Annotated in this window: 33 protein-coding genes, 1 tRNA gene and 1 pseudogene; 23 read left to right on the top strand and 12 right to left on the bottom strand. The window is 55.7% G+C overall.

Annotated elements, in window-relative coordinates:
• The first annotated feature begins 9 nt into the window (after positions 1-9).
• On the top strand, positions 10-489 hold the full coding sequence (locus ACT3TY_RS15385; protein ID WP_444628825.1) for a hypothetical protein: 480 nt from the start codon (positions 10-12) through the stop codon (positions 487-489).
• Between the two features lie 67 nt (positions 490-556).
• Here ACT3TY_RS15385 and ACT3TY_RS15380 read toward each other — a convergent pair whose 3' ends face one another.
• Positions 557-823, bottom strand: coding sequence for a hypothetical protein (locus tag ACT3TY_RS15380; RefSeq protein WP_444628824.1), 267 nt, complete (start codon positions 821-823; stop codon positions 557-559).
• A 191-nt stretch (positions 824-1014) separates the two neighbouring features.
• Here ACT3TY_RS15380 and ACT3TY_RS15375 point away from each other — a divergent pair, with 191 nt between their 5' ends.
• From ACT3TY_RS15375 to ACT3TY_RS15345, 7 genes are read left to right on the top strand one after another with little or no spacing between them, the layout of a single operon-like run.
• Entirely contained in the window at positions 1015-2199 is a 1185-nt protein-coding gene (locus ACT3TY_RS15375; RefSeq protein WP_444628823.1) for a phage tail sheath protein, read from the top strand.
• A 9-nt stretch (positions 2200-2208) separates the two neighbouring features.
• Positions 2209-2721 (top strand): phage major tail tube protein, encoded by a 513-nt coding sequence (locus ACT3TY_RS15370; protein WP_444628822.1) that lies wholly within the window; start codon positions 2209-2211, stop codon positions 2719-2721.
• A 54-nt stretch (positions 2722-2775) separates the two neighbouring features.
• On the top strand, positions 2776-3093 hold the full coding sequence (locus ACT3TY_RS15365; RefSeq protein WP_444628821.1) for a phage tail assembly protein: 318 nt from the start codon (positions 2776-2778) through the stop codon (positions 3091-3093).
• Positions 3094-3119: 26 nt separating this feature from the next.
• The gene (locus tag ACT3TY_RS15360; protein WP_192528669.1) at positions 3120-3245 is read left to right on the top strand and encodes a GpE family phage tail protein; all 126 of its coding nucleotides are present in this window, start codon (positions 3120-3122) and stop codon (positions 3243-3245) included.
• Between the two features lies 1 nt (position 3246).
• Positions 3247-5835, top strand: coding sequence for a phage tail tape measure protein (locus ACT3TY_RS15355; protein WP_444628820.1), 2589 nt, complete (start codon positions 3247-3249; stop codon positions 5833-5835).
• Positions 5836-5861: 26 nt separating this feature from the next.
• Positions 5862-6305, top strand: a complete 444-nt coding sequence (locus ACT3TY_RS15350; protein WP_444628819.1) for a phage tail protein — start codon at positions 5862-5864, stop codon at positions 6303-6305.
• A complete protein-coding gene (locus ACT3TY_RS15345) occupies positions 6302-7291 on the top strand; it encodes a phage late control D family protein (RefSeq protein WP_444628818.1) in 990 nt (329 codons plus the stop codon). Before ACT3TY_RS15350 ends, ACT3TY_RS15345 begins: the two co-directional genes overlap by 4 nt.
• 553 nt (positions 7292-7844) lie before the next feature.
• Here the strand turns inward: ACT3TY_RS15345 and ACT3TY_RS15340 are convergent.
• Entirely contained in the window at positions 7845-8195 is a 351-nt protein-coding gene (locus ACT3TY_RS15340; RefSeq protein ID WP_444628817.1) for a hypothetical protein, read from the bottom strand.
• 161 nt (positions 8196-8356) lie between these two features.
• On the opposite strand from ACT3TY_RS15340, the gene ACT3TY_RS15335 reads away from it, so the two are divergent.
• The 3 genes and pseudogenes from ACT3TY_RS15335 (at position 8357) to ACT3TY_RS15325 (ending at position 9707) form a co-directional block, all read left to right on the top strand.
• The gene (locus ACT3TY_RS15335; RefSeq protein WP_444628816.1) at positions 8357-8518 is read left to right on the top strand and encodes a hypothetical protein; all 162 of its coding nucleotides are present in this window, start codon (positions 8357-8359) and stop codon (positions 8516-8518) included.
• A pseudogene (locus ACT3TY_RS15330) lies at positions 8487-8654 on the top strand (hypothetical protein); the annotation flags it as partial. The gene ACT3TY_RS15335 and the pseudogene ACT3TY_RS15330, both read left to right, overlap by 32 nt.
• Before the next feature lie 12 nt (positions 8655-8666).
• A complete protein-coding gene (locus tag ACT3TY_RS15325) occupies positions 8667-9707 on the top strand; it encodes a DNA cytosine methyltransferase (RefSeq protein WP_444628815.1) in 1041 nt (346 codons plus the stop codon).
• Between the two features lie 7 nt (positions 9708-9714).
• Here ACT3TY_RS15325 and ACT3TY_RS15320 read toward each other — a convergent pair whose 3' ends face one another.
• The 4 genes from ACT3TY_RS15320 to ACT3TY_RS15305 form a co-directional block, all read right to left on the bottom strand.
• Complete coding sequence (locus ACT3TY_RS15320) at positions 9715-10455, bottom strand: MAE_28990/MAE_18760 family HEPN-like nuclease (protein WP_444628814.1); 741 nt, start codon at positions 10453-10455, stop codon at positions 9715-9717.
• Positions 10442-11536 (bottom strand): DUF262 domain-containing protein, encoded by a 1095-nt coding sequence (locus tag ACT3TY_RS15315; RefSeq protein WP_444628813.1) that lies wholly within the window; start codon positions 11534-11536, stop codon positions 10442-10444. Before ACT3TY_RS15315 ends, ACT3TY_RS15320 begins: the two co-directional genes overlap by 14 nt.
• Positions 11537-11891: 355 nt before the next feature.
• Positions 11892-12845 carry a BRCT domain-containing protein gene (locus ACT3TY_RS15310; protein ID WP_444628812.1) on the bottom strand — a complete coding sequence of 318 codons (954 nt, stop codon included), beginning with the start codon at positions 12843-12845 and terminating at the stop codon, positions 11892-11894.
• Positions 12846-12913: 68 nt separating this feature from the next.
• On the bottom strand, positions 12914-13579 hold the full coding sequence (locus tag ACT3TY_RS15305) for an XRE family transcriptional regulator (protein ID WP_444628811.1): 666 nt from the start codon (positions 13577-13579) through the stop codon (positions 12914-12916).
• 93 nt (positions 13580-13672) lie between these two features.
• On the opposite strand from ACT3TY_RS15305, the gene ACT3TY_RS15300 reads away from it, so the two are divergent.
• The 11 genes from ACT3TY_RS15300 to ACT3TY_RS15250 all read left to right on the top strand — a co-directional run bounded on the left by ACT3TY_RS15300 (position 13673) and on the right by ACT3TY_RS15250 (position 20531).
• On the top strand, positions 13673-14275 hold the full coding sequence (locus ACT3TY_RS15300; protein WP_444628810.1) for a hypothetical protein: 603 nt from the start codon (positions 13673-13675) through the stop codon (positions 14273-14275).
• A gap of 32 nt (positions 14276-14307) precedes the next feature.
• Positions 14308-14634, top strand: a complete 327-nt coding sequence (locus tag ACT3TY_RS15295) for a hypothetical protein (RefSeq protein WP_192528470.1) — start codon at positions 14308-14310, stop codon at positions 14632-14634.
• A gap of 57 nt (positions 14635-14691) precedes the next feature.
• Positions 14692-14898 (top strand): hypothetical protein, encoded by a 207-nt coding sequence (locus ACT3TY_RS15290; RefSeq protein ID WP_192528469.1) that lies wholly within the window; start codon positions 14692-14694, stop codon positions 14896-14898.
• A gap of 25 nt (positions 14899-14923) precedes the next feature.
• A complete protein-coding gene (locus ACT3TY_RS15285; RefSeq protein WP_159176371.1) occupies positions 14924-15127 on the top strand; it encodes a hypothetical protein in 204 nt (67 codons plus the stop codon).
• A gap of 38 nt (positions 15128-15165) precedes the next feature.
• Positions 15166-15369, top strand: a complete 204-nt coding sequence (locus ACT3TY_RS15280; RefSeq protein WP_444628809.1) for a hypothetical protein — start codon at positions 15166-15168, stop codon at positions 15367-15369.
• On the top strand, positions 15369-15626 hold the full coding sequence (locus ACT3TY_RS15275; RefSeq protein ID WP_441680146.1) for an ogr/Delta-like zinc finger family protein: 258 nt from the start codon (positions 15369-15371) through the stop codon (positions 15624-15626). The genes ACT3TY_RS15280 and ACT3TY_RS15275 overlap by 1 nt, the downstream gene beginning before the upstream one ends.
• A gap of 46 nt (positions 15627-15672) precedes the next feature.
• On the top strand, positions 15673-18339 hold the full coding sequence (locus ACT3TY_RS15270; protein ID WP_444628808.1) for a toprim domain-containing protein: 2667 nt from the start codon (positions 15673-15675) through the stop codon (positions 18337-18339).
• Between the two features lie 11 nt (positions 18340-18350).
• Positions 18351-18749 carry a DUF7673 family protein gene (locus ACT3TY_RS15265; RefSeq protein WP_444628807.1) on the top strand — a complete coding sequence of 133 codons (399 nt, stop codon included), beginning with the start codon at positions 18351-18353 and terminating at the stop codon, positions 18747-18749.
• Between the two features lie 2 nt (positions 18750-18751).
• A complete protein-coding gene (locus tag ACT3TY_RS15260; RefSeq protein WP_444628806.1) occupies positions 18752-18967 on the top strand; it encodes a TraR/DksA family transcriptional regulator in 216 nt (71 codons plus the stop codon).
• Positions 18957-19253 carry a hypothetical protein gene (locus ACT3TY_RS15255; RefSeq protein ID WP_444628805.1) on the top strand — a complete coding sequence of 99 codons (297 nt, stop codon included), beginning with the start codon at positions 18957-18959 and terminating at the stop codon, positions 19251-19253. Before ACT3TY_RS15260 ends, ACT3TY_RS15255 begins: the two co-directional genes overlap by 11 nt.
• 111 nt (positions 19254-19364) lie before the next feature.
• Positions 19365-20531, top strand: a complete 1167-nt coding sequence (locus ACT3TY_RS15250; protein ID WP_444628804.1) for a tyrosine-type recombinase/integrase — start codon at positions 19365-19367, stop codon at positions 20529-20531.
• Between the two features lie 92 nt (positions 20532-20623).
• On the opposite strand, the gene ACT3TY_RS15245 is transcribed toward ACT3TY_RS15250, so the two are convergent.
• The 6 genes from ACT3TY_RS15245 to ACT3TY_RS15220 all read right to left on the bottom strand — a co-directional run bounded on the left by ACT3TY_RS15245 (position 20624) and on the right by ACT3TY_RS15220 (position 24552).
• A tRNA-Ser gene (locus tag ACT3TY_RS15245) sits at positions 20624-20711 on the bottom strand.
• 107 nt (positions 20712-20818) lie between these two features.
• On the bottom strand, positions 20819-21322 hold the full coding sequence (locus tag ACT3TY_RS15240; RefSeq protein ID WP_441680085.1) for a YiiD C-terminal domain-containing protein: 504 nt from the start codon (positions 21320-21322) through the stop codon (positions 20819-20821).
• A 14-nt stretch (positions 21323-21336) separates the two neighbouring features.
• Positions 21337-21897 carry a nitroreductase family protein gene (locus ACT3TY_RS15235; RefSeq protein WP_193054853.1) on the bottom strand — a complete coding sequence of 187 codons (561 nt, stop codon included), beginning with the start codon at positions 21895-21897 and terminating at the stop codon, positions 21337-21339.
• Between the two features lie 47 nt (positions 21898-21944).
• A complete protein-coding gene (gene queF, locus ACT3TY_RS15230) occupies positions 21945-22778 on the bottom strand; it encodes an NADPH-dependent 7-cyano-7-deazaguanine reductase QueF (protein ID WP_444628803.1) in 834 nt (277 codons plus the stop codon).
• Positions 22779-22813: 35 nt separating this feature from the next.
• Positions 22814-23587, bottom strand: a complete 774-nt coding sequence (locus ACT3TY_RS15225) for an ABC transporter permease (RefSeq protein ID WP_172117164.1) — start codon at positions 23585-23587, stop codon at positions 22814-22816.
• Positions 23584-24552 carry an ABC transporter ATP-binding protein gene (locus ACT3TY_RS15220; RefSeq protein ID WP_193054851.1) on the bottom strand — a complete coding sequence of 323 codons (969 nt, stop codon included), beginning with the start codon at positions 24550-24552 and terminating at the stop codon, positions 23584-23586. Before ACT3TY_RS15220 ends, ACT3TY_RS15225 begins: the two co-directional genes overlap by 4 nt.
• Before the next feature lie 281 nt (positions 24553-24833).
• Here ACT3TY_RS15220 and ACT3TY_RS15215 point away from each other — a divergent pair.
• On the top strand, positions 24834-25346 hold a 513-nt coding region (locus ACT3TY_RS15215), incomplete at its 3' end, for a cache domain-containing protein (protein WP_444628802.1).

Below are 25346 nucleotides of genomic sequence, written 5' to 3'. Positions count from 1 at the left end.
GAGCTTTAGATGCGTATTAACAAAATCATCTATGCAGGGAAAATTTATAACAACTGGGAGGCCGATGAGCTTCTGGATTCAGGAATCCCTGCATCTGTTTTGCTAGCGGCGCTCAGTACCGAGTTAAGCAAAAAAATTGACACTGCGGCTGGCAACGCCCGCGCCGCGTTCGTATCTCCGGGTAGCTACATCGATCAGGAGTACCTACTGGCCAAGCAGGAAGCGACCGCCTGGCTCGAAAACGGTAAAGATGCAAACGCGGTGCCGCCCAGCGTAGAAGATCACATGGCGATGTTCGACGTCGACGCTGCGACGGCAGCGCAGTCCATCGTGACGACTGCTGAGCAATGGGAGCAAGCGCTCGGTGCTATCCGAAGCACCCGCTTGGGCGGAAAAGCGGCAGTCAGCCGGGCAGAAACCATCGAAGCGGCCGAGGAGGCGGCGCAGCACGCCATTGAGCAGCTAAGCCAGTATCGGCCCGAGCAGTAAGCCTGGTCAAACGCAAAAAGCCCGCCAATGTTTGGCGGGCTTCGTATTATCAAGGTTGACCTAGCTGTCAGGCAAACCGTAACTCAGCGATACGATGTTCAGGAAGCTTGAGTAAATCATCGACACTAAACAACTCTGCCGGCAGAAGCATCCACTGAGGTTTTCCAAAGGTCTGGGGATACCCGATCCCCTCGTCCTCATACCAACGACAGGCGGTCGCGAGACGCTCACGATCTCCCTCCCAATACCCGGTTGCGATGGCAAAGCCTCCGGATGAATGCTCTTTTTTATAAATCAATTCAACGACTTCGAACTTACTAGTGCTTTTCAACATGGTTGTATCCTTTAACGACTTTGTTAAACGGTAGTAAAAGCTTACGGCCGCTGATGCCGTCTCGCCGCATACAACCTAACATATACGCTATTGGTGTAAACCGCCCCACTCACACCCACTACCGCTACCACCCTCCCCCAAGCCCCCGCACGATACCTGCGTTAACTATCGATACCTGCGCAGGAGCCACCATGGCACTTGATCAATACCACCACGGCGTGCGCGTTGCTGAAGTGAGCGACGGTACGCGTACCATCCGCACCGTCTCCACGGCGGTGATTGGCGTGGTTTGCACCGCTGCCGATGCGGATGCCAACACCTTCCCCCTTAACCAGCCAGCCCTAGTGACCAATGTGGATACCGCCATTGGCAACGCCGGTATTCAGGGCACGCTGAAAGACACCCTCACCGCCATTAGCCAGCAGACGAAGCCGATTATTGTGGTGGTGCGAGTAGAAGAAGGCATCGATGCCGACGAAACCACCGCCAACGTGGTGGGCACCACTACCGAACTAGGCCAGCGCACTGGGCTGCAAGCGCTACTTACCGCCAAGCAAAAACTGGGCGTGACGCCGCGAATCATTGGCGTGCCGTATCTGGATACCCAGCCAGTGGCCACCGCCATGGTGTCGGTGCTGCAGCGGCTGCGCGCCTTTGGTTATGTGTACGCCCACGGGTGCGACACCCTTACCGATGTAACGGCCTACCGTGACCAGTTCGGCGCCCGCGAGCTGATGGTCATTTGGCCCCAGTGGCAGGCGTTTGATACCGACGACGCTGATACGGTCGATATCAGCCCTGTGGCCATCGCACTCGGCCTGCGCGCCAAGCTCGACCAAACCGTGGGCTGGCACAAAACCCTGAGTAACGTAGTGGTCAATGGCGTTACCGGCATCAGCAAAGACGTGTTCTGGGATCTGCAAAGCCCAGACACCGATGCGGGGCTGCTGAACGCCGCCGATGTCACCACCCTGGTTAACCAGAGCGGCTACCGCTTCTGGGGCTCGCGCACCTGCGCCGGGCCGAAAAGCCTATTCCCGTTCGAGAACTATACCCGCACCGCGCAGATCCTCGCCGACACCGTGGCGGAAGCCCACCTGTGGGCCGTAGACAAGCCTCTGCACGCCTCGCTTGCTCGGGACATTATCGAAGGCCTCAACGCCAAGTTCCGCGAGCTGAAAACCCTGGGGCTGATTGTCGATGCCAGCGCCTGGCTGAACGAGGACCTAAACACCCAGACCTCGCTCAAGGCCGGCAAGCTGCGCATCGATTACGACTACACGCCGGTACCGCCGCTTGAAGACCTGGGCTTTCAGCAGCGCATTACCGACTCCTACCTTGCCGACTTCGCCGAGCGCGTTGCGGCCATCGCGTAAGGGCACGTTATGGCACTCCCTAAAAAGCTTAAAGACCTCAACCTGTTCAGCAACGGCGACAGCTGGCAGGGCATTGTCCAGTCCGTCACCTTACCCACCCTCACCCGCAAGATAGAAGAGTGGCGCGGTGGCGGTATGGACGGCGCTGTGGGTATCGATATGGGTCAGGACGGCCTGCTGACCTGCCAGTGGACGGTCGGCGGGCTAGTGGAATCCATCTTCGATAACTTCGGCTCTTCCCGCATCGATGCCGACATGCTGCGTATGACCGGCAGCTATGAACGCGACGATATCGATGAAGCCTCTGCCGTCGAGGTGGTCATGCGCGGCCGCCATACCGAGATCGATATGGGCGATGCCCAGGCAGGCGAGAACACCGAGCACCAAGTCACCAGTACGCTCAGCTACTACAAGCTCACCATCGATGGCACCGAGAAAATCGAGATCGATTTAGTGAACGGCGTATTCAAGGTGAACGGCGAAGACCGCCTAGCAGCCCGCCGCCGTCGGCTAGGTATTTAATCCCACCCCACCTGGTTACTAACGCCAAACATCAAACCGCACCGGAGAAACAGCATGGACCAAGCCAAAACCGAGACCAGGAACCCAAACGTCACCGAGCCCATTGAGCTGGACGCCCCCCTCAAGCGCGGCGAGCAGACCATTGACAGCATCACCCTGCGCAAGCCCAAGTCTGGCGAGCTGCGCGGCGTCTCGCTGGCCGATGTACTGCAGATGCAGACCGACGCGTTGATCACCCTGATCCCGCGCCTTTCTTCCCCTTCGCTTACCGCTGCCGAAGTGCGTCAGATGGACCCAGCGGATCTTGTGCAATGCGGCGGTGAAATCGCTGGTTTTTTGCTGACGAAGCGGGCCAGGGGCGTGACCGAATAAACCTGCCCGGCTGTGTGGAAGACGCGATGGCGGATCTCGCTATCGTCTTCCACTGGTCGCCGGAAGAGTGCGCCACGTTCAGCCTGCGGGAATTAATGGCGTGGCGCGAACGGGCGCGCAAGCGCAGCACACCACCGGAAAGCAGAGGCTAGCGTGGCGCGGGATTTAAAGCTTCAGGTTGTACTCAATGCGGTGGATAGAGCCACCCGCCCGCTACGGGCTATTGACCGCGCCTCCCAAGGCGCGTCTCAAGCCATGCGGGAAAACCGCGAGCGCTTAAAGCAGCTGCAAGCAACGCAAAAGAACGTCAACTCCTTCCGCACGCTGACACGCCAGTCTACTGACACCACCAACGCACTACGCGAGCAGCAAGAGCGTATTCGCCGCCTCTCCCAACAGATGCGCACCCACGAAGGTGACACCGCCTCGCTGAGGGCAGAACGTCAAAAGGCAATCGCCCAGGCGCGTACGCTCAGCCAACGCTCAGATGATGAACGCCAAAAGCTGCAGCGATTGCGTACCGTTCTGCAGAACAATGGGCTGAGCACTGCTGACCTTGCCCGTGACCAGCGCCGCCTCAACACCGATATGCGTCAAGCCACCCACGCGGTGGAAGAACAGCAGCGCCGCCTAAAACGTCTGGCCGAACAGCAGCGTAACGCTGCCCGTGCCCGAGGACAGTACGACCGCGCCATGAGCATGCGCAGCAGTATGGCTGGTACCGGTGCGGGCATGGTGGCCAGCGGCGGCGCAGCGCTGTATGGCGGGGCACGGCTGTTGGCACCCGGCGTTGCCTGGGGCGAGCAGATGAGTACGCTGCAGGCGGTTGGCCGCTTTACAGCAGACGACGAGCGCTACCAGGCACTACGCCAACAATCCCGGGAACTGGGCGGCTCTACCGCCTTTAGCGCCGCCGAAGTAGGCGGTGGCCAGGAGTTTTTGCTGCGTGCAGGCATGAGCAGCGAAGCGATCCGCGCCTCAATGCGTGACGTGCTGGATCTAGCGCTCGCCAATAACACTGAACTAAGCCGCGCTGCGGATATTTCCTCTAACATCGCCGGCGCTTTCAAAGTGGATATGGAAGCCGACGGTGCCATGGGCCGCGTCGCGGACATCCTCTCTGGCACCGCCAGCCGAGCCAACGTGAATCTGGAAATGCTCGGCGAAACCATGAAGTACCTGGGGGGCGCTGAAGACTTAAAGTTGACCATGGAACAGGCCGCCGCGATGTCCGGCATCCTGGGCAACATTGGCATCCAAGGCAGCCAGGCGGGCACCACGATGCGGGCGATGATGAACCGGCTCACTAACCCCGCCGCCAAGGGCGCCACCGCTATCGAGAACATCGGCCTGCAAGTGGCCGACGCCAACGGCAACATGCGCGCCATGCCCGACATTCTGCGCGACATCAGCCAAGCCACGGCGGACCTGGGCAACGTCGAACGTAAAGCGATCATGCAGGACATCTTCGGCGTCGAGGCTGGCAGCGGCATGGCGGAACTGGTCAACGCCATCGGCGGTGGCCAGTTGAATGACATTATAAATGCTCTGGGCGATAACATGGGCGAAAACGCCCGCATGGCCAAAACCATGGCCGATAACATTGGCGGCGACCTGAAATCACTCAGTAGCGCGTGGGACGAAGTGGGCATCTCGATCACCGAGACCAACAAAGGCCCGCTACGCCAGCTGATTCAGAACGTCACGGCCATTACCCGGGGCGTGGGCCAGTGGATCAACGACAACCCGCGCCTAGCCGGTACCATCGCCAAGGTGGTCGCCATCCTGGCCGTGCTGGTGACAGCAGGCGGCGCCCTAACGCTAATGCTCGCCTCCATTCTTGGCCCCATTGCCATGGTGCGCTACGGCATGGCGTTGGTAGGCCCGCAGATCTTGATGGCGGGTAAGGCGTTTCTATGGCTGGGCGGCGTGTTCCGTACGGTATCCATGTTCCTGCTCGCCAACCCGATTGGCATTGCCATCGCCGCCATTGCGGCGGCGGCCTACCTGATCTACCGCTACTGGGAGCCTATCAAGGCATTTTTCCAAGGCTTATGGCAGCAAGTGCAGGCCGCCTTTGGCGAGGGCATTGGCGCGGTGGCGCAGCTGCTGATGAACTGGTCGCCGCTGGGCTTGTTGTATCAGGGCATTACCAATGCGCTTTCTGCGTTGGGCGTACAGATCCCCGAGCAGTTTAGCTCGCTGGGGAGTGCCATGGTGAATGGCCTGATAGGCGGGCTAACCGGAAAGCTGGGCGAGCTGCGTGACCATGTGACAGGCCTGGCTGGCAACGTGCGCGGCTGGTTTGCTGATGTACTGGATATTAACAGCCCTTCCCGCGTGTTTACCCAGCTTGGCGGCTACACGGTAGACGGCCTGAACGCCGGGCTGGACGCCCAACGCGATGAGCCCGCCCGACGTGTGCAAGAAATAGCCCGCCGCATAACCCGCGCCGGTGCCGGGCTGGCACTGGGCACCGCCGCCCTACCCGCAGCGGCCATGCCCAGCATCGAGCAGCACGCGCCCATTCAGTTCGACACCCGGCCGCCGCTGAACGCGCCCACTGCCCAAGCAGGCAGCGGCTTCACTATGGGCGATATCAATATCAACGTAACGCCCGCCCCGGGCATGAACGAACAGCAGCTTGCCCAATACGTAGCGCAAGAAGTGCAGCGAGCCATTACCAACGCCCAGCGCGATGCCCAGGCGCGACAACGTTCATCAATGCGCGACCTCGACTAACCCCATTCACTCAGGAGACGCCCACCATGTTGATGGCCCTTGGCATGTTTGTGTTTGAAACCCGTAGCGTGCCTTATCAGGAACTGAAGCGCATCACCGAGTGGCGCCACGCTAGCCAATCCCGTGTGGGAGAACGCCCCGCCTACCAGTTTGTAGGCCCCGGCGAAGATACGATCACCCTTTCAGGCACCCTGCTGCCCACCTTCACCGGCGGACGCTTCAGCCTGGATGAGATCCGCGATATGGCCGACCAGGGCAACGCCTGGCCGCTAGTGGAAGGCACCGGCCGCCAGTACGGCCTGTGGGTGATAACCCGCGTAGAAGAAACCAGCAGCCACTTTTTCCGCGATGGGGCGGCTGAGAAGATCGAATTTAATCTCACGCTCGAGCACGTGGATGACGAACGTACCGACCTAATCGGCCGCCTAGCCCTGCCCAGCGTGGCGCGCCTAGCCGGGGGATATGTATGAACCAACGCCACCCCAAGCCCAGCTACCGCATCACCCTAGCGGGCACTGACATTACGCCGCGCATTAACGGCCGCTTGATTAGCCTCACGCTACGCGAGCAGCGCGGGCTGGAAGCGGACCAGTTGGATATTGTGCTGGCCGACCACGATGGCCAGCTTGCCATTCCCCCGCGTGGTGCCGAGCTGCAGCTGGCGTTTGGCTGGCAGGATGAAGGGCTGGTGGATAAGGGAAGCTTTACGGTAGATGAAGTGCAACACACCGGCACGCCGGACCAGCTCACCATCCGCGCCCGCTCAGCGGATATGCGCGGCCAACTACCCGGCAAGCGAACCCAAAGCTGGCACGACCTGACCTTAGGTGAGATCGTCACCACCATTGCTGGCCGCAACGATCTGGAGCCGGTGGTGGCTGCCGTGCTGAACGGCATCCGCATTGGTCATATCGACCAAACCGAAGAGTCCGACTTGAATTTTCTCACCCGTTTGGGCGAACGGCACGATGCCATTGCCGCTATCAAAGCCGGGCGCATGCTGTTTACCACGGCAGGCGAAGCCCTCACGGCCAGCGGCCAAGCCATGCCCGCTATTACCCTCACCCGCCGCGACGGCGACCAGCACCGCTATAGCGTGACAGATCGCGACGCTTACAGCGGCGTGAAAGCCTACTGGAACGATACGCGCGGCGCAGAGCGTAAAACCGTGCTGGCTGGCACGGATGATAATGCCAAGCAGCTGCGCCCCACTTACGCCACAGAAGGCGACGCCTTGGCCGCCGCCCGCGCTGAATGGCAGCGCATTCAACGTGGGCTGGCTGAATTTGAGCTAACGCTGGCACGAGGGCGAGCGGATATATTGCCGGAGTCTCCGTTAAGCGTGAATGGCTACAAGCCGCAGGTTGATGCCACGGCTTGGGTGGTAAGTGAGGTTACTCATAGCCTGAATGATGGTGGGTTTGGTACGCAGATTAGATGTGAGGTTAAAGGATAAGCGAGCTATCTCCATGCCATAATACTTGCCCCGATTTCAGGAGGCGGCATGGGCATTATTTTGGTAGCCGAGCGTTTATTGATGGCACCACTCTTCCAAGCGCACAGGTCTAGGCGGGGGCTGTATTACAGAAGGCTTTACCGCAACTACGGAGCATATTTCGTTGCCAACGGTCTAACGCCTTATACCTCTCAGCGAGGAACATGCTATACATTTATACGTCAATGACCACACCACTCAGCAGCGCAAAGCAGCAACCATTCAGGCTGCACGTAAATGCTACCTTGCCGCAAAACGTCAGGGTGAGGTGACCACCAATTTGAATGCTGAAGAAGCACAGAAACCTGCTCACAAGTCAGTTTTCCGCCTGACCTAATAGCTTGTTACCCCTCATATATAACCCCCGGCCATCCACTGGCCGAGGGTTTTTGGTATCCGTATCCTTACAGCAAAGCTGGCTCCATCCGGCTCGCGCATCCAAGCGCACCTTCAACCTAACAGACAATGCAGCTTCGCGATGTAAGATATTACCGTCACGTTTGTAAGAGATTGCTTACAAAGCCCAACACCTCGCCTGCTTCACCACCACCCCTTTGAACTGCTCCGTATTAACAAAGCACCCCTCACCGCCATTTGGCGGCAGCAACCGGCAGCGGCTGCCCACCCGATGCGATTTAAACAGCCGGTACTCCCCTTCCACCTCGGCCACCACCAGATCCGCATGGCCAAACGAGCGCGCTTCATCCACCACCAGCACATCTCCCTCCATCCACGGCCCACCCGGTGTCGCCTCTTCGCTCACCTCGACTAAAAAATAACTGGGTGAAAATCGCCGTTGATCAAATTCCGCTACCGCTGGGTGTTTAACCCCCACCACCGCTGGCCCCAAGTAGTTTACGCGCATGCCCTTGCCCTGATGTTTTTGATATTACGCGACGTATATTAGTGTTTGCCTGTCGCGCTCCCAGAGCCCAATACTGTATAAAGCGACAGTCTTATACAATAGGTAAGGCAAATTATGATTGGTTTTATCGACTCGACCAGCACCGCCAACAGCTCAGCTTGATGGATACCCCGCAAACGGAAGAAGAACGCCAGCGCAGCCAGCAGCTGATGGCCACCATGGATGCGCTAAACGAAAAAATGGGAAAAGGAACAGGAAAAGAACGCCCCCTGGCACCTACGCTGCGCGAGCCGAAGCTCGCGCTATACGACGAATTGGGATGAGTTGATGGTGGCGTATACGGATAAGGGGGCGGCCAGGAAAGCTAAGACTAATGTCACGCCTGACAACAGTTCTATACAACCTCAAAATTGCTGCTCGATGTCGGGCAAAAAAACATATAGAATGGCGACACGCTAGGAGGAGTGTTGGATGATTGAAGCAGTGGACTTGTTCTGTGGTGCGGGAGGCCTCACGGCTGGCTTACGCCAGACGGGTATTGCTGTGCGCGCTGGGTACGATATCGAAGAAAGCTGCCGGTTTGCTTATGAGCATAACAATCATGCCCAATTCATAAGGCAAGACGTTGGTGAGATAACGGGTGACGATATCAACGGCTGGTACCAAGACCCGAACGCTCTACGTTTACTAGCAGGCTGTGCGCCCTGCCAACCGTTCTCTACCTATAATCAAGGCAAAGACACCACCAAGGACAAGAAATGGCCCTTACTGGGTGCTTTCGCGCGACTGATTAGAGAAGCTCAACCCGAGTTGGTCACCATGGAAAATGTCCCCTCGGTCACCAAGCACCAGATTTATCACGACTTCGTAGAATCTCTAAAAGACGAGGGATATTACGTCTGGGCGGATACTGTAAAGTGCATTGAGTACGGCTTACCTCAAAATCGCCGTCGGCATGTACTGCTAGCCTCCAAAATGGGGCCGATTAAACTAATACCAACTACTCACTCTACCCCTGTCACTGTAAAAGAGGCCATTGGCGAATTAGAGCCAATAGCAGCAGGCGCCTTAAACCCAAACGACCCCCTACATAGAGCTGCCACGCTGTCAGAATTGAATATGAAGCGCATTCAGCATTCAGTGCCTGGCGGCAGTTGGAAAGATTGGCCTAAAGAGTTAGTAGCAAAGTGTCATACCAAAAAAAGCGGAGTGAGCTACCCCAGCGTATACGGCCGCATGCGCTGGGAAGAGCCTAGTCCCACTATGACTACACTTTGTTATGGCTTTGGTAATGGTCGATTTGGCCACCCAGAGCAAGATAGGGCATTGAGTTTACGTGAAGCCGCAATGCTGCAATCTTTCCCGAAAGACTATTTTTTCACTCCCCCTGAACAACCAATATTATTTAAAAAAATAGGGCGTATGATTGGCAACGCAGTACCAGTAAGGCTTGGAGAGATCATTGGAGAAAGCTTTTCAGAACACATACAAGGGGCACCCCAAGCATCTTAAAATGTAGTTAAAGCTTTTTATAGCCACCTGTACGTATATAGTATGAAACAGACCATAAAATAGCTCTCAAGTAAACTATTGTATGATGAGCCATTAATGGCAGTGCATCTGGTGCTATATCCTGCCCACACTCTAAAAAGGAGTTCCTTCCATGCGCCAAAGCATTTCTTTTATCTTTAATATTATACAAAACTTGAGAGATAACTCTGTTCTCACTGTCAGGCCTTGGGCTGTGAAATCCATACTTTTTTGCCGCTTTCTTAATTTCCCTACAATCAATATTTCCTGAAAAAAGACCTTCCTTATCATAGCCAATATAGACCATAGCCATACTGATAGGATGATCGCTTTCATCGAAAACATTATTAATGTCGCCATTAACCGCTCGTTTAAAATGATTAGCAGTAATTTTCTGCAAATTATCGCTCAAGCCGTAGTAAGACACACCCTCTTCTTTAATAACCTTATGGATGGCGTCAATAGCGTTAGACATAGTAGCTTCTACAAGATTATAAAGCAGCAACAAACCACTTGAACGAAGCGTCTTCTCTAAATCACGATCAATTTTAATCAATGGTTTTAATATACCACCAAGAGCCACTCCTCCATTAACTGCTGCCAAGTGGTCGTAACCATTATCCCCAATTAATGACACAAAACTCATATATTGCTTAACTTCAACGCACCTATCCCTAAAAGACAAATAAGCTTCATCGATAAAATATTTTTTTTCATTATCTGTCAGCATATTCAACCTCATTACCAAGTAACTTATCTCTAACAAAATGAATACGATCAATTACTTTTGGTAACGAATTACTAGCATCAGACCTAGTCAGATGAATAAACTCTTTGGAATCTAGCCAACTTATATCCTCAACCTCTAAACTCGGATCAACATCTAGCGCTAGAGCAATACCAATTGATATGGCCTCAAACCTAATTCTAGGAACAGACATATTTTTAGAGTTCTTTTTAAAGCCATGCTCAAAATTATCTCTCACAAAGGCCATCACGCTATTAAACTTAAACTCATACAATTGCTCATCAAATACTTTACTATTCTGATCACTGAGATATTCATTAAGAAATTCATCAACACTTTTCTTAAAGGTTTTATAGCCATCATAGTAAGCAAAAAACCTTAACACGAGTTCTTCATATTCACGGCGCTTCGCACGCGCCTCGCTAATTGGGCAAAGCTCTCTGAACAAAGGGTCCGATGATAGTCTTTTCACAAACCTCGTAAATGAACCATCTCTAGAGCCAAACCGCTGCTCCATTGTCCAGAGCTTTTCACCACCCGTATTCAAGCGATCAAACAGTTGCCTGCGAGCATCTTCATCTACTTCTATTAGCTCAATCATGCGCATAGTCTTTCTATTGAAACGCAGACGACGAGGGGTGGGAAGATCCAAAAAAGTTAAGCCATTAAGCTTATCTAACTTTTCCAGCCCTGATAGCTCTAACTCTCCTGTTAAAAACCTAACCAATGTCCTTATACGTTGAGAGCCATCGACAATTTCCATTCGCCCGATATCCTCACCCTCGTCAACATCTGCAACGTATAAGTAAGGGATTGGAAGATTAAGCATTAAGGATTCAATAAATCTGGATTGGCGCGTTTCACTCCAAACCATCTCTCGCTGATAATCAGGCACAAACAACTCAGCGCGATCATTGTCAAGCTTCTCTAAAAATTTAGAAACAATAATTTCGACTGGATATTCACGAATATCGTAATCGGTTTCTTTATGCTTTTCTTTAATCTGCTTTTCAGCCTCTTCCCCTAGCTGAGTTCTGCTAGGCTTAAAAAAATCATCTTGCATTAATTCCTCCTATGTCACATAGCTTTATACTTCCCACTAAACAGCATGACTTAAACATATGGGTAAATTAAACCTGAAAACCCCTTAGCTGCCTACAGCCACACACCCGCCCAATCCGAATCTCACACCGCCCCAGAATCTCCACATCCCCCATATCCTGCAGCTTGCTCATTTCGGGCTGGTACAGCTCGTTATCATTGGTCAAGTACAGCATGCCCCACCAACCGCTGCATCTGCTTGAGCCGCCCGCAAACTCTCACACGCTCCAACTGCGTGGCGCCAGACCTTAAAAGGCTAGATCGCTGCTAACTGCCTAATGTCTCCATCACCAATAGCCCCACGTAGGTTAAATGCACTACTGAACTTTCACTTCACCTGTGGTTACCAGCCACAGAAATCCTTCTTTATCGGTCACGCTGCATCCGGGTTTATCTTCGGCCTCCTCCAGTTTAGAGCCGCTACGCCGGGGGCCTGCCACAAAATAATCCAGGTTCTTCGTCACGGATTTGCGCACGATAAACCCGTGCGCCTTCGCGGTTTTCTCAAGCTCGTCACGAGTTTTAGCGTCGAAACCTGAAAAGGTGATTTCAGGATCGCCATCACGTACCGAATCGGGGGCATCACTACGCTGAGACGCTCGTCTTTCTGTGGTATAAAGCAGATCTTCGCCTTCCAGGAACTCCACAATTCGATCACGCCGGAAGGTGCGGACATCGTGCGCTTGATGGCAATAGCCTTCCAGGTAAATTCCCTTTTCACGCCAGTTAGAAACTTCACGCGTAGAGATATTTCCCTGAGAATCCTCATAGATAAAACGCAGGTTGCCCGTAGTAGAAACCGGACGTGGCGCTAAATAAGAAGAGGGGCGCTTACCGCTACGCTGTTGAATCGCAGCACGAACCGATTGGCGATTACTTTCTAATGTTTGCTCTAGCGTTTCAGCTGGCTCAGTTTTTGGCTTCGTCTGAGGCGCCGCCGTAGCTGGTTTGGGATTGTTGTCAGCGGTTTTATGGCTAACGCTATGTCGTTTGCTTTTACGCCACGATATCCATAGTGGAATCAGCATAGGCAAGGATACGACTAGCCCCATAACCGCCCCACTCCACCCAAGGGGAACGCCATCATCATCGGTTACACCCAAAACGCCTGCAAAAAACATTGAGAGGCCAATCGTGGGGAATATGAAAAGTGAAGCCCCTGTTAAATGTCTTAGCCACCATGGCCTACCATTAATTTTCATACAGCGAGCTAGCCAGAACCAAGTCGCAATACTGGCAATCAGACCCACTAAAATAGAGATATCATCCATCCCCTGCCCCTTTGTTTTACTTTTTTTGGCAGTCTCAAAGCTGCCTTTATGTCTTAATGGTTTTACAGTTAAACCACCCGCCCAATCCGAATCTCACACCGCCCAAGAATCTCCACATCCCCCATATCCTGCGGCTTGATCATTTCGGGCTGGTACAGCTCATTGTCACTAATCAAATACAGCGCGCCCCCTGCCAAACGCTGCACCCGCTTGATTCGCCTTTCACCACTCACCAACAGTAAAAATACCCCTTCCTGCTTTGGGTCACGATTGCCACGGTTGACCAGCACCCAATCCCCATCGTCCAGGGTGCCCAGCATGGAATCACCGCGCACCTTGACACCTACGATCTGCGCGGCATCCAGGCCTTGCTCGGCCAACTCGCTCTTAGGGAATTGCAAAATGGTCTGGATTGGTTCGCCTTCAAAGCTGCGGCCCGACCCAGCTGCGGCTTCGATGTCGTACATTTTTACTGGCACAAGGTCTGGGCCAGGCTCGATTACGGGCAGCCCAAGCGCCTGGGCATCAGGTGTGCCTAAGCGCTGCCCTTTCAGAACATAAAAGATATCAACGCCTTCCTCAGACACTGCCGACAGATAAGCAGAATCAGGGCTGCTTGAGCCTTTTTCGTACTTGATCTGGGTCGTTTTTCCGACACCACCAATCTGAGCCAAAGCCGTTTGGCTTAACCCGATTCGTTCGCGTTCTTCCTTAAGGCGCTCTCCGATGTTCATTTTTATGAACCATCTCCGTTGACAGGTTCATTTTTATGAACCATTCTATTAATGTCTTTCACTTCACTACACATAGCAAAGGGAGCCACTGCCATGGCCACACCTGCTTTTATTTCACCGCTCCCACTCAGGGCTCTGGATATCCATAAAGCCCCTGAGCGTTTCCATCATCACGGGGGTACCGCACTGATGACACTTAAACTGAACGACACCGTCACCCGGGATTCGCTGCAATACCGATTTTTTATCGTTCTCGAAGCAGGTTGCGCAAAGGTGATGTCCGCTACCACGCTCGCTGCCGTGGTGCTTACGTCGGTACGTGGCGCCACCCGCGGGGGTTATGTATTCCTCGTAGCCAGCCTTCTCTTCGTGCCATTGCTTAAGGCGCTTTATTTCATCGTTAAGCTCTATCTGCGCCTTCTCCTGCTTAAGAGCGCTCAACTCCGCTTCACCCACGCTGACTTTCAAAGCATTGAGCTCTGCCTCAAGACGCTCAGCAAGAAGCTTCCGCTGCTTACTAGAGAAAGCTGGGCTGAGTGCCTTCAACTGCTCCGCAATTTTAAGCAGCTCAATCACGCGCCCGCTTACTTCTCCAATTACCGCGTTCACATCCAACAAATCGTTAATCCCCTCGAATGGGCGACTGGCTGCATGGCTGAAATCCAGGCGTGCCGTCGTCGCTCCAGCACTCGTTAACCCAATTTCTACAACCAAAGGAAACCACTGCCATGGTCACCATCATTGCCACCATTCTTATGCCGACCACTCAAACCACACTGTTTCGCGGCATTGAGGTCGAGCTCGACCGCTGCTCTGAACACACCCGCCGCAACATCGAAATCGCGCTGAAGCGCGGCACCAATACGCCTAACCCGCTGGCGGATCTTGAAGCGCTGGAAGAACGCACCACCGCCGAGGCCGTGGGCCAACTCGCTGCCACGATGCTGGCCCATAACGCCTCTAGCGATGAAGTAGAAGACGCCCTTTGCGAACTGCGCACCTACATGGATGAACACTTCCTGCAGCGCAAGCTGGTGCGCCTTTACGAGCGCTAACGCGCTTTGCTCAAGGTCTCGTTCAAAGTCTTTCACTCTATTAAGGAAGCCTAACTCATGGCCACCGCTAACACCATTACCCCAAAGCCAATTTATGCCCCAAAAGGGTGTAACTGCCCCGTCATGATTCACCTCACCGAAAGCGAACGGGAAGCGCTGAAGCGTATTCAGGAGCTGGAAATGCGTTCGATGTCGGCCGCCGGCCGCATGTTGCTGCTTCGCGGCATCGCTGAGTACGACCAAGACACTCTGAACGCCGAATGACCTGCCTTGCATAAGGATGTTTGCCATGTACCAGGACCCCAAACGTGTGCGCACCCGTTACGCCGCTCTCAATTTGGATCAGTACGAGGCCCAACTGATTGATGCACTGGTGGACTACACCGGCATCGAGCGGGCGTCGCTGCTGCGTCAACTGGTGCTGAAAGAAGCACTGGAGACGCTGGGCGTTGCTGATCTCTCTGTTAGCACTATGCCCCAGCAGGCGTCGTAAACGCAGGCCCTTTTGAGGACCTCAAGGAGCACTGAAGTATGGCTGACCAACCCGCCCGCAGCGATCTACGCCTTCCGCTGGATGACCAGTTGGAGGCCGTGCTGCAGCAGGTATGCGAACAGCAGGATTTTCAATGCCTGGATGACGCCGCCGAGTGGCTACTTCGTCGGCGGTTACGCAAAGGCACCCAAGGACTCACCGGCCGCGGCCGCGCTCTTTACCCCATTGAGAGAAAGAACTGATGACGACTAGCAAACACCGCATTCCTTGCCCGCACTGCAACCAGAACCTGCGCATTCGCAAAAGCCAGGGGCTAACACCGGTGTACAGGGAGGCGATCGTGGAATGCCGCAACGACGACTGTGGCTTTCGGGGTAAGGCTCGGTTCGAGCTGTGTAACACGCTGACGCCCAGCGACATCCCCAACCCAACGGTCGACCTGCCGTTTGCGCCCTCGTTGCTTAGCCAAGCAATCAAGCAGGCGCAAAGGTCATCGTGAACGCCTAAACGGCACCGCTACTTACTGTGACATCAAGGAGGCGAGCGTGAATTTATCGCTGCGCCAGGACATTGTTGCGCGCTTAATCAGCGATTTTGAGGCGATTGAGCGCGGCCCCTACCTGCAACGGGTGCGCTGCCCGGAGTGCGGTAAGCGTGAGGCGTACATCAACGCCGAAGCGCCGTGGATGCTGAAGTGCGCGCGGGAGAACAACTGCGGCGCGCAACTTCATGTTAAGGCGCTGTTTCCAGACCTGTTCCGCTCCTGGAGCGAACGCTACAGCCCCAAGGGTAACGGCAAGCCCACGTCCACCACGCCAGTGGCGGATGGCTACCTGCGCGATGGCCGGGGCTTTGAGCTTTCCCGCATTCAGGGCTGGTACACACAAGAAAGCTACTGGAAGCCGGAGATCGGTGGCACCGCCACCGTTCGCTTTCCGCTGCCCGGCGGCGCTTATTGGGAGCGCCTGCTGGATAACCCGGAACGCTTTGGTAAGCAGAAGGCCAACTTTGTAGGGCGCTATAAGGGCCAGTGGTGGTGCCCGCCGGCACTCACCCTAGGCGACCTGGTAGCGGCTGAGGAAGTTTGGATCGTCGAGGGCATCTTCGATGCCATCGCCCTTTACCATCATGGCATTGCGGCGGTTTCCGCCATGAGCTGCGGCAACTACCCGGATGAGGCGCTAAACGCCCTTTCCGATGCAGCACATAAAGCGGGCACCTGCCGCCCTGTACTCGTGTGGGCGCTGGATAACAACCGCGCTGGCCATAACGCTACCCACAAACACGTTAAGCGCGCCCGGGCGGCGGGCTGGGAGTGCCATGCCGCGCAGATTCCCAGCGGTGGCCACGACTGGAACGATGCCCACCAGCGAGGCGAGCTTACCGAGAAATACCAGGAAACCTACCGTTACTACGGTGACCTGCTGCTGGCCCCCACGGCCATGGCCAAGGCGCTGCTGATCTACAAGCGCCGCGAGCAGCGTGAGTTCTGGTTCGAGTTCAAACGCCAGCTGTGGTGGTGGAAGTTGGACATGGACGCGTTTGACCGCGCCTTGCGCGCCGATGGGCTGGATGGTGAAGACCAGCGGCAGATTGACCCGGCCTTGCGCGATGCGGCTTTAGAGCAGTCCGGCAGCGTAAAGCGCATCTGCACCTGCTACCCCACGGCGCTTTACTACCAGGCCAACACGGTCACGGATGAAAGTTGGTACTACTACCGCGTGGAGTTTCCGGACGGTCGCCCGCCGATCAAGAACACATTCAGTGGTGGCCAGTTGGCCTCGGCCTCCGAGTATAAAAAGCGCCTATTGGGCGTAGCCCCGGGCGCGGTGTGGACAGGTACCAGCCAACAGCTGGATAACCTGCTGCAGGATCAGATCGGCAACATCAAAACCGTCGAGACCATCGATTTTATCGGCTACAGCAAAGAGCACGGCGCCTATGTGTTCGGCGACCTGGCCGTGGCCGGTGGCAAGGTGGTGCCGATCAACAGCGAGGATTTTTTTGAGCTTGGCCCCCGCCGCCAGTTAAAGACCCTTAGTCAATCGGTGTCACTTTCGATCAATGCGGACCGCAAGGCATTCAGCACCGAGTGGACGAAGCAGCTACTGGGCGCCTTTGGAACCAAGGGCGTGGTGGCACTGGGTTACTGGCTGGGCAGCCTGCTGGCCGAACAGATCCGCGCTGAAATGGGCAGCTTTCCATTTTTGGAGATTGTGGGCGAAGCCGGCGCGGGTAAATCCACGCTGATCGAGTTCCTGTGGAAGCTGTGCGGCCGGCGCGACTATGAAGGCTTCGACCCCAGCAAGGCGACCATGCCGGCACGCTCGCGCAACTTCGCCCAGGTGAGCAACCTGCCGGTGGTGTTGATCGAATCCGACCGCGAGCAGGAAGGTGGCGCCAAGCAGAAGCAGTTTGATTGGGACGAGCTGAAAACGGCGTTTAACGGCCGTTCGATCCGCGCCCGGGGCGTAAAGAACAGCGGTAACGACACTTACGAGCCGCCCTTTCGCGGCAGCATCGTTATCAGCCAGAACGCGCCGGTACAGGCCGGTGAGGCGATTCAGACGCGTATCTGCCATCTGCACTTTACCCGGGAAGGCCAGAACAAGGAGACCAAGGTACTGGCCGAGGCACTGGAGCGCACAGAGATCGAGCAGGTTAGCCAGTTCAGCCTGCAGGTTGCCCAGCGTGAAGCCGCATTGATGGCGTTGATCACTCAGCGCGCCCGGCACTATGCCGACCAACTTGCTGATGACCCGGATATTAAAGTGCTGCGTATTGCCAAGTGCCACGGCCAGTTGATGGCACTGGTGGAATGCCTGGGGCCGGAAGGGCTGGGCCTGTTTGATGAGCAAACGCTGGATTCTGCCCTTGGCCACATAGTGAGCATGGCCCGTGAACGGCAACAATCCATCAATGCCGACCACCCCATGGTCGCCGAATTCTGGGAAGCCTTCGACTACATCGAGGGCCTACGCGATGACCCCTTGCTGAACCACTACGGCAAGGGCAGCGACCTGATCGCGATCAACCTGAAGGACTTCGAGCGCACCTGCGCCGAATACAAGCTGCGCACCCCGGAGGTGCGCGAGCTGAAGCGTTATCTGAAAAGCAGCAAGACCCGCAAGTTTATCGATTCCAACCGCACCGTGAACTCCCGCGTCCGCTTACACGGCGGCAGCGTGAAGTGCTGGGTGTTTCAAGCATGAAGGAGCCTGTGATGACTACTAACAATGCAATGCCACTGGTGACCCAACGCCTACGCGAACGTAACCGCCAAGCGCTGGAGGCCATGATTGCTGCCGAAGCCAACGCCGATGATTACCGCACTCAGGTGGCCACTAGCGGCCTGCCTGCGTTGAAACGCCTGGCCCACGTTGGTCTGGGCGATAGCCACCAACCGCAGTACTGCCGCCACGTGCTGCTGGCCGTTTATAACAGTGCCGCTTGGCCACTGAAGCTCACCAGCCTGCGGGCACTGGATGACGACCTACGCCGCGCCGCCCTGGCTGTGATCGAGTGGTCAGCCGTTAGCGATCGCGAGCTGCACGAATACCTGCCGCATGGCCACCAGCTAATGCAGCGCTTTGCTGCCATCGAAAAGCAAGAGGAGCAATAACCATGGCCGATAACGCCGACATCGCCGCCGAACTGATGGAACGACGCATGGAGGCCGCGCTCAGCAGTCGCCTTTCCCTGCGCATTCCAAACCATGACCCGGAGTGTGAAGACTGCGGTAATGAGATCCCCAAGCCCCGCCGCGATGCATTGCCTTGGGCGACGACGTGCGTGGACTGCCAAAGCCTTCGCGAGCGAAGGGGGCGGCATGTGCGCTGAACAGATCAAGGGCGGCCAGCTTGCCCGGCAAGCCGCGATGCTCTGCCAGGATGCCATGTTTCAGCTCTACCTGGACCGCCGCCGGCGCGCCAAGTTTGGCATTGAGGAAAATGCCCTACCCGATGGCACTCACAACGCCGAAGATGCCCGGGATTGGCTCTGCGCTGCTTGCCAGATTAAGAGCCGAGCCGAACTAGACCATAACCCAGCCGCGGCGGCTACGTTCCACCGCATCCGCCAACGCTTCCTAACGTGGAAGCACAAGACAGAGTCACGCGCCGTTTGATAGCGGCGTTTTTATCGACTTCACATAATAACGGTATAATAAGCCCAAGCTTTCCTTACTCTTTCAAACTGGAATACACTGTTTATTTTTACAGTTAAAAAGGGATAGGTTATGGCCGAGGGGGTCGAAGTACGCGGCAATACGGTGCGCGTCTATTTTCGATGGAAAGGCGAACTTTGCCGGGAACCATTATCCGGCAAAGCGACAGAGAGAAAAATCGAGCACGCGAAGCGCTTGGTGACCGTCATCAACTACGAGATTGAGGCTGGCACCTTCGACTACGCCCGGCACTTTCCTGAATCCGGGCGCCTTACAGAAAACAGCTTCGGTCACTATCTGGATCTATGGCTGGCTATCAAGAAGAACGAGCTCGCCTACTCAAGCTATCGCGGCATTCTGTCGAAAGCCGAGACCCATGTCCGGCCGAAATGGGGAGACAAGCAAGCCGACACGATTGATCACATCGAGCTGCAGGCGTGGATTCAAACGGAGCTCTCGGCCCGGCTGGCCAACAAGACGATCAAGGAGATCGTCAGCATCATGCGGCAAACTTTCCGGCTCTACGCCACGCGCAACAAGAAAGCCTTCGACCCTACTCATGGCATCACCATTCGCTTGCCCGACGATGAAGACCCCGATCCGTTCACGCGAAGCGAGATCCAGCAGATCCTCGAGACGCCCACCAATCGCGTGCAGGAGCTCAACCTGATCAAGTTCGCGCTCTACGATGGACCGCGGATCTCTGAAGTTCAGGCGCTGGCGTGGGAAGACATACTGGATGTGGATAAGGGGATTATCCGCTACCGGCGTGCTGTGGTGCGGAGCCGTTTCAAGGTAACCAAGACCAAGCGATCGACTCGCGTGCATCACCTGCTCAAGCCGGCACGGGAGGCACTGCGAGATCAGTACGCCATCACCGGCAAGCTGAAGCCACGGGTCTATGAAATCGTCGATCGGGACAACCGCACGGTACGAAAGGAAAAGCTGCGCCTGGTGTTTCTGAACTCGCGCAACAACGAGCCTTTTTACGAGAACGCGATTCGCGAACGCTTCTGGAAGACGCACTTGAAGCGCGCCGGCGTGCGTTACCGTGGCCCCAACCAGTGCCGACACACTTTCATCAGCCAGCTACTGACCTTGGGTGTAGTCCCGCTCCACTGGATCGCCAACCACGTTGGCCACGCCACCATCACGATGATTCAGCAACGTTACGGCAAGTGGATACGAAGCGACGGCCCAGACATCCCCGCGCTCATCGAGAAGCACCTGGACCTCTAGCCATTCCCAGAATTGTTCCCAAAACCGTTCCCAAGGGCCAAAAACGAGAAAGGGGAATCAAGCTAAATGCTTGATTCCCCTTTAATATTCTGTGGCGGAGGGGGAGGGATTCGAACCCTCGAAGCCTTTCGACTTACACACTTTCCAGGCGTGCTCCTTCGACCACTCGGACACCCCTCCACATTTTGGTTCAATCACTTAGGCTGTGCCTTTCGCGACAGAACGGCGCATATACTATGGTTTAAGCGGCCAAATAGCAAGCCTTTTTCAGAATCAGTGGCTTGCCATCAGGTATCGCTGCTCGATAACACCGCATAGTTGCCGTGGGCTTCCAGGCAGAGCGCATCGCCACAGTAAAGCTGTTGGGTAAGCGCAATGCGGCCTTTGCCGCGCTCGGCTAGCTTCTTGGTGAGCTTCTCAACACCGTCAGGCTCTGCTGGCGTGCATACCAGGCGGTAATCTCCCGTTACCGGGGCCAGAAAGCGCTGCGTGGCTTCAGCAACCACTACATCGCGCGCCATGCCCTGCTTGCGTAGCCATAGCGTTACCCAGCACCAGCCTTGCAGTGTGGTTTGCGCACTTAGCGCGCCACCAAAGCCGGTGCCTTTGTCATTCAGGTTGGGCGCCAGGGCGAGCCGCCAAGTGAGCGATTGATTGTGCAGCGACATCTCTTCAATCCCCAGGGCGCCAACCATAGGGATTGCATCGCTTAACCACTTTTGAAAGGCGGCCAGGTCTTCCTGGCCCTCGGGCAGCGGCAAGCGTGGGTGAGGCACACCGGGTTTGCGCATGGCGGTTGGTCTCCTTACGCCCAGCGCTCTACGAAGTCGGCCACGTTATGCGCAGGCAAAGGCTTATGGCGCCCGCCCAGGTGTCCCAGGTAGATAAACGCGACGACTTCGTCATCTTCTTCCAGAGAGAGCCCTTTGCGCACCACGGGGTCAAAAGCGTACTTGCCGCTACGCCACATGGCGCCTAGCCCTTGCGCGTGGGCGGCCAGCAAAATGCCATGGGCGGCGCAGCCTGCGGAAATTACCTGCTCCATTTTGGGCACTTTGGGCAGGTCCGGCGTTACCTTGGCGATCACGGCGATAATCATCGGCGCGCGCAGCGGTTTTTTGCGCGCTGAATTTAGCGTGTCGTCGTCAGCACTGGGGTCTTCCTGGAACTCTGCTTCGGCAAACAGCTCACCCAGGCGCGTACGCCCTTCCCCAGTGAACTCAATAAACCGCCAGGGGCGCAGCTCTTTGTGGTCCGGGGCGCGCAGGGCCGCCTGGTAAATCGCATCCATCTGCTCGGCAGTGGGCGCAGGCTCAACCAGCTTGCCCATTGAGCTACGGCTGTGAAGTAGCGTGAGTCCATCCATTTGGTTTCATCCTATCAATCAGTTAGACACTACTGTAGCGCAGTCGCTTACTGTCTTGCCAGACGCAGCGGGCTTGGCGGCGCAAGGCCCGGCGTGGCGCGCCAGGGGCTGATATCCAACCCGCCGCGGCGCACGTAGCGCGCCAGCACCAGAAGCTCGGCAGGTTGGGCGTGCTGCATCAGGTCGGTGAAGATGTGCTCGACACAGTGCTCATGAAAATCCTGATGCTGACGATAGCCGATCAGGTAGCGCAGTAGCCCTTCGCGATCCAGCTTCGGGCCTTTGTAGCGAATCATCACGCTGCCCCAGTCGGGCTGGCCGGTCACCGGGCAGTTGGATTTAAGCAAATGCGAGTGCAGTGTCTCTTCTACAACCTCATCGCTTACCGCCAAATGGGCGGCGCTGGGCGTGTAATCACTTACTTCGATATCCATGTCGTCCAGGCAGTCGCCGGGTAGCGGCTGTGGGGCAAGCTCAGCGTCTTCTACACCGAGCAGCTCCACGCTGACCGGAGCACCGGCTACCGCGCTTAGGTCACGCTGCAACGTTTCAATCACTTCCTCGCGGCTTTCCATACGGGTTTGGTTAAAGCTGTTGAGGTAGAGCTTCCAGGATTTGGATTCGATCAGGCTGGGCGATTCAGCAGGCAGCCGAAAGCGGGCCACGGCCACGATGGGTTTGCCACGGGCATTCAGCCAGGAAACCTCAAACGCGTGCCACTCATCTTCACCCACAAAGGGCAGCTTGCCCTCTTCAATCCCCAGCGGGGCGCGGTTGGCGGCGCGTGGAATGGGGAACAGCAGCCCGGCATCATACAGCTCGGGATAGGCGGATTCGCGCCCCAAGGGCGCGTGCTCTAAGGTATCGGGGCGGTGTGCCATAGGGTAACGCTCTCTTGATAAAAACGGTCGTGCGGTTAACTACGAATGCCTTTGCCACGCTCCAGCATGGCCAGTGCCGCAAAAAACAGTACTACGATAAACCCCAAAATAGCCGCCAGCGCCCAACCAACGGGAATGTCCGACACGCCCAAAAACCCATAGCGGAAGACGTTCACCATATACAGAATCGGGTTGAGCATCGACACGCCCTGCCAGAAATTGGGCAGCATGGAAATGGAGTAAAACACTCCACCCAGGTAGGTCAGCGGCGTTAAAATAAAGGTCGGCACAATGGAGATATCATCAAACTTGTTGGCCAGCAGGGCGTTGATAAAGCCGCCGATGGAGAACAGCGCCGAGGTTAGCACCACCACCAGGATGGTTAAAAGCGGGTGCTCGATGGTTAAGCGCGTGAAGAATAGCGACACAATAGTAACGATCAGGCCCACGCCCAAGCCGCGCGCCATGCCGCCGAGGATAAACCCGGATAGAATCACCCAGTTGGGCATGGGCGATACCATTAACTCTTCTACCGAACGCTGAAACTTGTTCGAGAAGAAGCTGGAAGCCACGTTCGAGTAGCTGTTGGTGATGACCGACATCATGATCAGGCCGGGGACGATAAAGTCCATGTAGGAGAAGCCATCCATATCCCCTATACGCGAACCGATCAGGTTACCAAAGATGATGAAGTACATCGCCATGGTGATCGAAGGCGGCAGCAGCGTTTGCGGCCAAATACGCGTAAAACGTTTGATCTCTTTAAGTACGAGCGTCCACAGCGCGACGAGCGTTTGTGTTGCATTCATGCTTGCGTCTCCTTGTTGGGTTCGGCGCGCTGATCGATGGCTGTATTGCCCGCCTCTACCATTGACACAAACATCTCTTCCAACCGGTTAGCGCTGTTGCGCATGGAAACCACCTGCATGCCCTGCTCGCTTAATACACTGAACACATCGTTTAACTGCTGCCCGCGATGAATCACCAACGAGAGTTGCGTCGGTTCGATCTGCTTGATCTCAAACCCTTCGATCACCGGCGGCGCCGTGACAGGCTCGGCGAGATCCAGCAGGAAGGTTTCGGTATTCAGCTCGGCCAATAGCTCGCGCACGCTGGTGTTACGGACAATTTCACCGTGATTGATGATGGCGATATTACGGCACAGGCTTTCGGCCTCTTCCAGATAGTGGGTGGTCAGAATGATCGTGGTGCCTTCATCCTGATTAATGCGGCGCATGTATTCCCACATGCTGCGGCGCAGTTCAATATCCACGCCCGCAGTGGGCTCATCCAGAATCAGTAGCTTGGGCCGATGCATCAGCGCCCGGGCAATCATCAAGCGGCGCTTCATACCCCCAGAAAGCATGCGAGCGTTGCCATTGCGCTTGTCCCACAGGCCCAGGTCGCGCAGCAGTTGCTCGGCACGCGGCAGCGCTTCACGGCGCGTCATGCCGTAATAGCCTGCTTGCGCCAGCACGATATCAAGCACCTTCTCGAACTGGTTGAAGTTGAATTCCTGAGGAACCACGCCCAGCTGGTACTTGGCCTTGGCGAAGTCCTTGTCGATGTCGATACCAAAAATCGACACCTTGCCTTCTGACTTCTGCACCAATGAACACACCACACCCAGGGTGGTGGATTTACCTGCACCGTTGGGACCCAACAAGGCAAAAAAATCGCCCTGCTGGACGTCGAGATCAATTCCTTTTAACGCGTGAAAGCCGTTGCCGTACACCTTGGTAAGGCCACGGATAGACAATGCCGGTTCGGCCATAAAGATGTCCTGTCAGCAAAAAAATAGGGGCACAAAAAATACGTGCGAAGCAACGATATCGGGGCATTCGGTCATTTTTTCAAGCCAGCGTAACATGGCGCCTGTGGCTATCTCGTTAAACCGCTAACAATCCGTCCACTTTAATTAGCATTCGCGGCGTTTTGTCGCGCACGACACGCAGGCTAATACTTTAGTATTATCCGCGTGCCCTTTCGCTATTAATAGCACGGCACTCAAGGGAACACGTATTTTATAAACGAGAAAAAGCCATAGTGAGCACCATGATCGCCCAGCCCCCTGTTACCTTTGCCCAACCAGGCGCTACTACCGAGCATTCAACGTCCGCCGCCCGACGCGGCCTGGCAGCGCTTCCTCTGCGCCGCCAACGGCTGATTGGCGTAGCCGTTTTATGGCTGATACTCGCCATCATGATTACGGTGAATGCCCTACAAAGCCGAACGCTGCTCTATCACGAGCGTGAGCAGCGCATGGTTACCGCCGTAGACATTGCCATTTCTACCCTTGAGCATTTTGATGAAAGAGCCAAGCGGGGCGAACTCTCGCTTGATGAAGCCAAAACCCAGGCGTTTGAAGCCATTCGTGACGTGCGCTTTGGCGTCGATGATAACTACCTGTTTGCACTCAGCGGCGACCTGAAGATGCTTGCCCACCCCAAACGTCCGACGGGGCAGGATTTATCCCAGGTGACTGACCCCAAGGGCACGCTGATCTTTCCGTTGATCCGGGAAAGCGCCCGCGAGTCAGGCTACGGCTTTTCCGAGTACTACTCTAAT

The organism is Halomonas sp. AOP22-C1-8, assembly GCF_052378905.1.
Taxonomy (GTDB): domain Bacteria; phylum Pseudomonadota; class Gammaproteobacteria; order Pseudomonadales; family Halomonadaceae; genus Vreelandella; species Vreelandella citrativorans.
The sequence above is the reverse complement of the archived record's forward strand: the minus strand, read 5'-3'. Positions and strand labels throughout refer to the sequence as shown.

What these genes read in the sequence shown, in the direction of transcription:
- ACT3TY_RS15385 (WP_444628825.1), top strand. Translation starts at nt 10, where the DNA reads ATGCGTATTAACAAAATCATCTATGCAGGGAAAATTTATAACAACTGG.
- ACT3TY_RS15380 (WP_444628824.1), bottom strand. Translation starts at nt 823, where the DNA reads ATGTTGAAAAGCACTAGTAAGTTCGAAGTCGTTGAATTGATTTATAAA.
- ACT3TY_RS15375 (WP_444628823.1), top strand. Translation starts at nt 1,015, where the DNA reads ATGGCACTTGATCAATACCACCACGGCGTGCGCGTTGCTGAAGTGAGC.
- ACT3TY_RS15370 (WP_444628822.1), top strand. Translation starts at nt 2,209, where the DNA reads ATGGCACTCCCTAAAAAGCTTAAAGACCTCAACCTGTTCAGCAACGGC.
- ACT3TY_RS15365 (WP_444628821.1), top strand. Translation starts at nt 2,776, where the DNA reads ATGGACCAAGCCAAAACCGAGACCAGGAACCCAAACGTCACCGAGCCC.
- ACT3TY_RS15360 (WP_192528669.1), top strand. Translation starts at nt 3,120, where the DNA reads ATGGCGGATCTCGCTATCGTCTTCCACTGGTCGCCGGAAGAGTGCGCC.
- ACT3TY_RS15350 (WP_444628819.1), top strand. Translation starts at nt 5,862, where the DNA reads ATGTTGATGGCCCTTGGCATGTTTGTGTTTGAAACCCGTAGCGTGCCT.
- ACT3TY_RS15345 (WP_444628818.1), top strand. Translation starts at nt 6,302, where the DNA reads ATGAACCAACGCCACCCCAAGCCCAGCTACCGCATCACCCTAGCGGGC.
- ACT3TY_RS15340 (WP_444628817.1), bottom strand. Translation starts at nt 8,195, where the DNA reads ATGCGCGTAAACTACTTGGGGCCAGCGGTGGTGGGGGTTAAACACCCA.
- ACT3TY_RS15335 (WP_444628816.1), top strand. Translation starts at nt 8,357, where the DNA reads ATGGATACCCCGCAAACGGAAGAAGAACGCCAGCGCAGCCAGCAGCTG.
- ACT3TY_RS15325 (WP_444628815.1), top strand. Translation starts at nt 8,667, where the DNA reads ATGATTGAAGCAGTGGACTTGTTCTGTGGTGCGGGAGGCCTCACGGCT.
- ACT3TY_RS15320 (WP_444628814.1), bottom strand. Translation starts at nt 10,455, where the DNA reads ATGCTGACAGATAATGAAAAAAAATATTTTATCGATGAAGCTTATTTG.
- ACT3TY_RS15315 (WP_444628813.1), bottom strand. Translation starts at nt 11,536, where the DNA reads ATGCAAGATGATTTTTTTAAGCCTAGCAGAACTCAGCTAGGGGAAGAG.
- ACT3TY_RS15310 (WP_444628812.1), bottom strand. Translation starts at nt 12,845, where the DNA reads ATGGATGATATCTCTATTTTAGTGGGTCTGATTGCCAGTATTGCGACT.
- ACT3TY_RS15305 (WP_444628811.1), bottom strand. Translation starts at nt 13,579, where the DNA reads ATGAACATCGGAGAGCGCCTTAAGGAAGAACGCGAACGAATCGGGTTA.
- ACT3TY_RS15300 (WP_444628810.1), top strand. Translation starts at nt 13,673, where the DNA reads ATGGCCACACCTGCTTTTATTTCACCGCTCCCACTCAGGGCTCTGGAT.
- ACT3TY_RS15295 (WP_192528470.1), top strand. Translation starts at nt 14,308, where the DNA reads ATGGTCACCATCATTGCCACCATTCTTATGCCGACCACTCAAACCACA.
- ACT3TY_RS15290 (WP_192528469.1), top strand. Translation starts at nt 14,692, where the DNA reads ATGGCCACCGCTAACACCATTACCCCAAAGCCAATTTATGCCCCAAAA.
- ACT3TY_RS15285 (WP_159176371.1), top strand. Translation starts at nt 14,924, where the DNA reads ATGTACCAGGACCCCAAACGTGTGCGCACCCGTTACGCCGCTCTCAAT.
- ACT3TY_RS15280 (WP_444628809.1), top strand. Translation starts at nt 15,166, where the DNA reads ATGGCTGACCAACCCGCCCGCAGCGATCTACGCCTTCCGCTGGATGAC.
- ACT3TY_RS15275 (WP_441680146.1), top strand. Translation starts at nt 15,369, where the DNA reads ATGACGACTAGCAAACACCGCATTCCTTGCCCGCACTGCAACCAGAAC.
- ACT3TY_RS15265 (WP_444628807.1), top strand. Translation starts at nt 18,351, where the DNA reads ATGACTACTAACAATGCAATGCCACTGGTGACCCAACGCCTACGCGAA.
- ACT3TY_RS15260 (WP_444628806.1), top strand. Translation starts at nt 18,752, where the DNA reads ATGGCCGATAACGCCGACATCGCCGCCGAACTGATGGAACGACGCATG.
- ACT3TY_RS15255 (WP_444628805.1), top strand. Translation starts at nt 18,957, where the DNA reads ATGTGCGCTGAACAGATCAAGGGCGGCCAGCTTGCCCGGCAAGCCGCG.
- ACT3TY_RS15250 (WP_444628804.1), top strand. Translation starts at nt 19,365, where the DNA reads ATGGCCGAGGGGGTCGAAGTACGCGGCAATACGGTGCGCGTCTATTTT.
- ACT3TY_RS15240 (WP_441680085.1), bottom strand. Translation starts at nt 21,322, where the DNA reads ATGCGCAAACCCGGTGTGCCTCACCCACGCTTGCCGCTGCCCGAGGGC.
- ACT3TY_RS15235 (WP_193054853.1), bottom strand. Translation starts at nt 21,897, where the DNA reads ATGGATGGACTCACGCTACTTCACAGCCGTAGCTCAATGGGCAAGCTG.
- queF (WP_444628803.1), bottom strand. Translation starts at nt 22,778, where the DNA reads ATGGCACACCGCCCCGATACCTTAGAGCACGCGCCCTTGGGGCGCGAA.
- ACT3TY_RS15225 (WP_172117164.1), bottom strand. Translation starts at nt 23,587, where the DNA reads ATGAATGCAACACAAACGCTCGTCGCGCTGTGGACGCTCGTACTTAAA.
- ACT3TY_RS15220 (WP_193054851.1), bottom strand. Translation starts at nt 24,552, where the DNA reads ATGGCCGAACCGGCATTGTCTATCCGTGGCCTTACCAAGGTGTACGGC.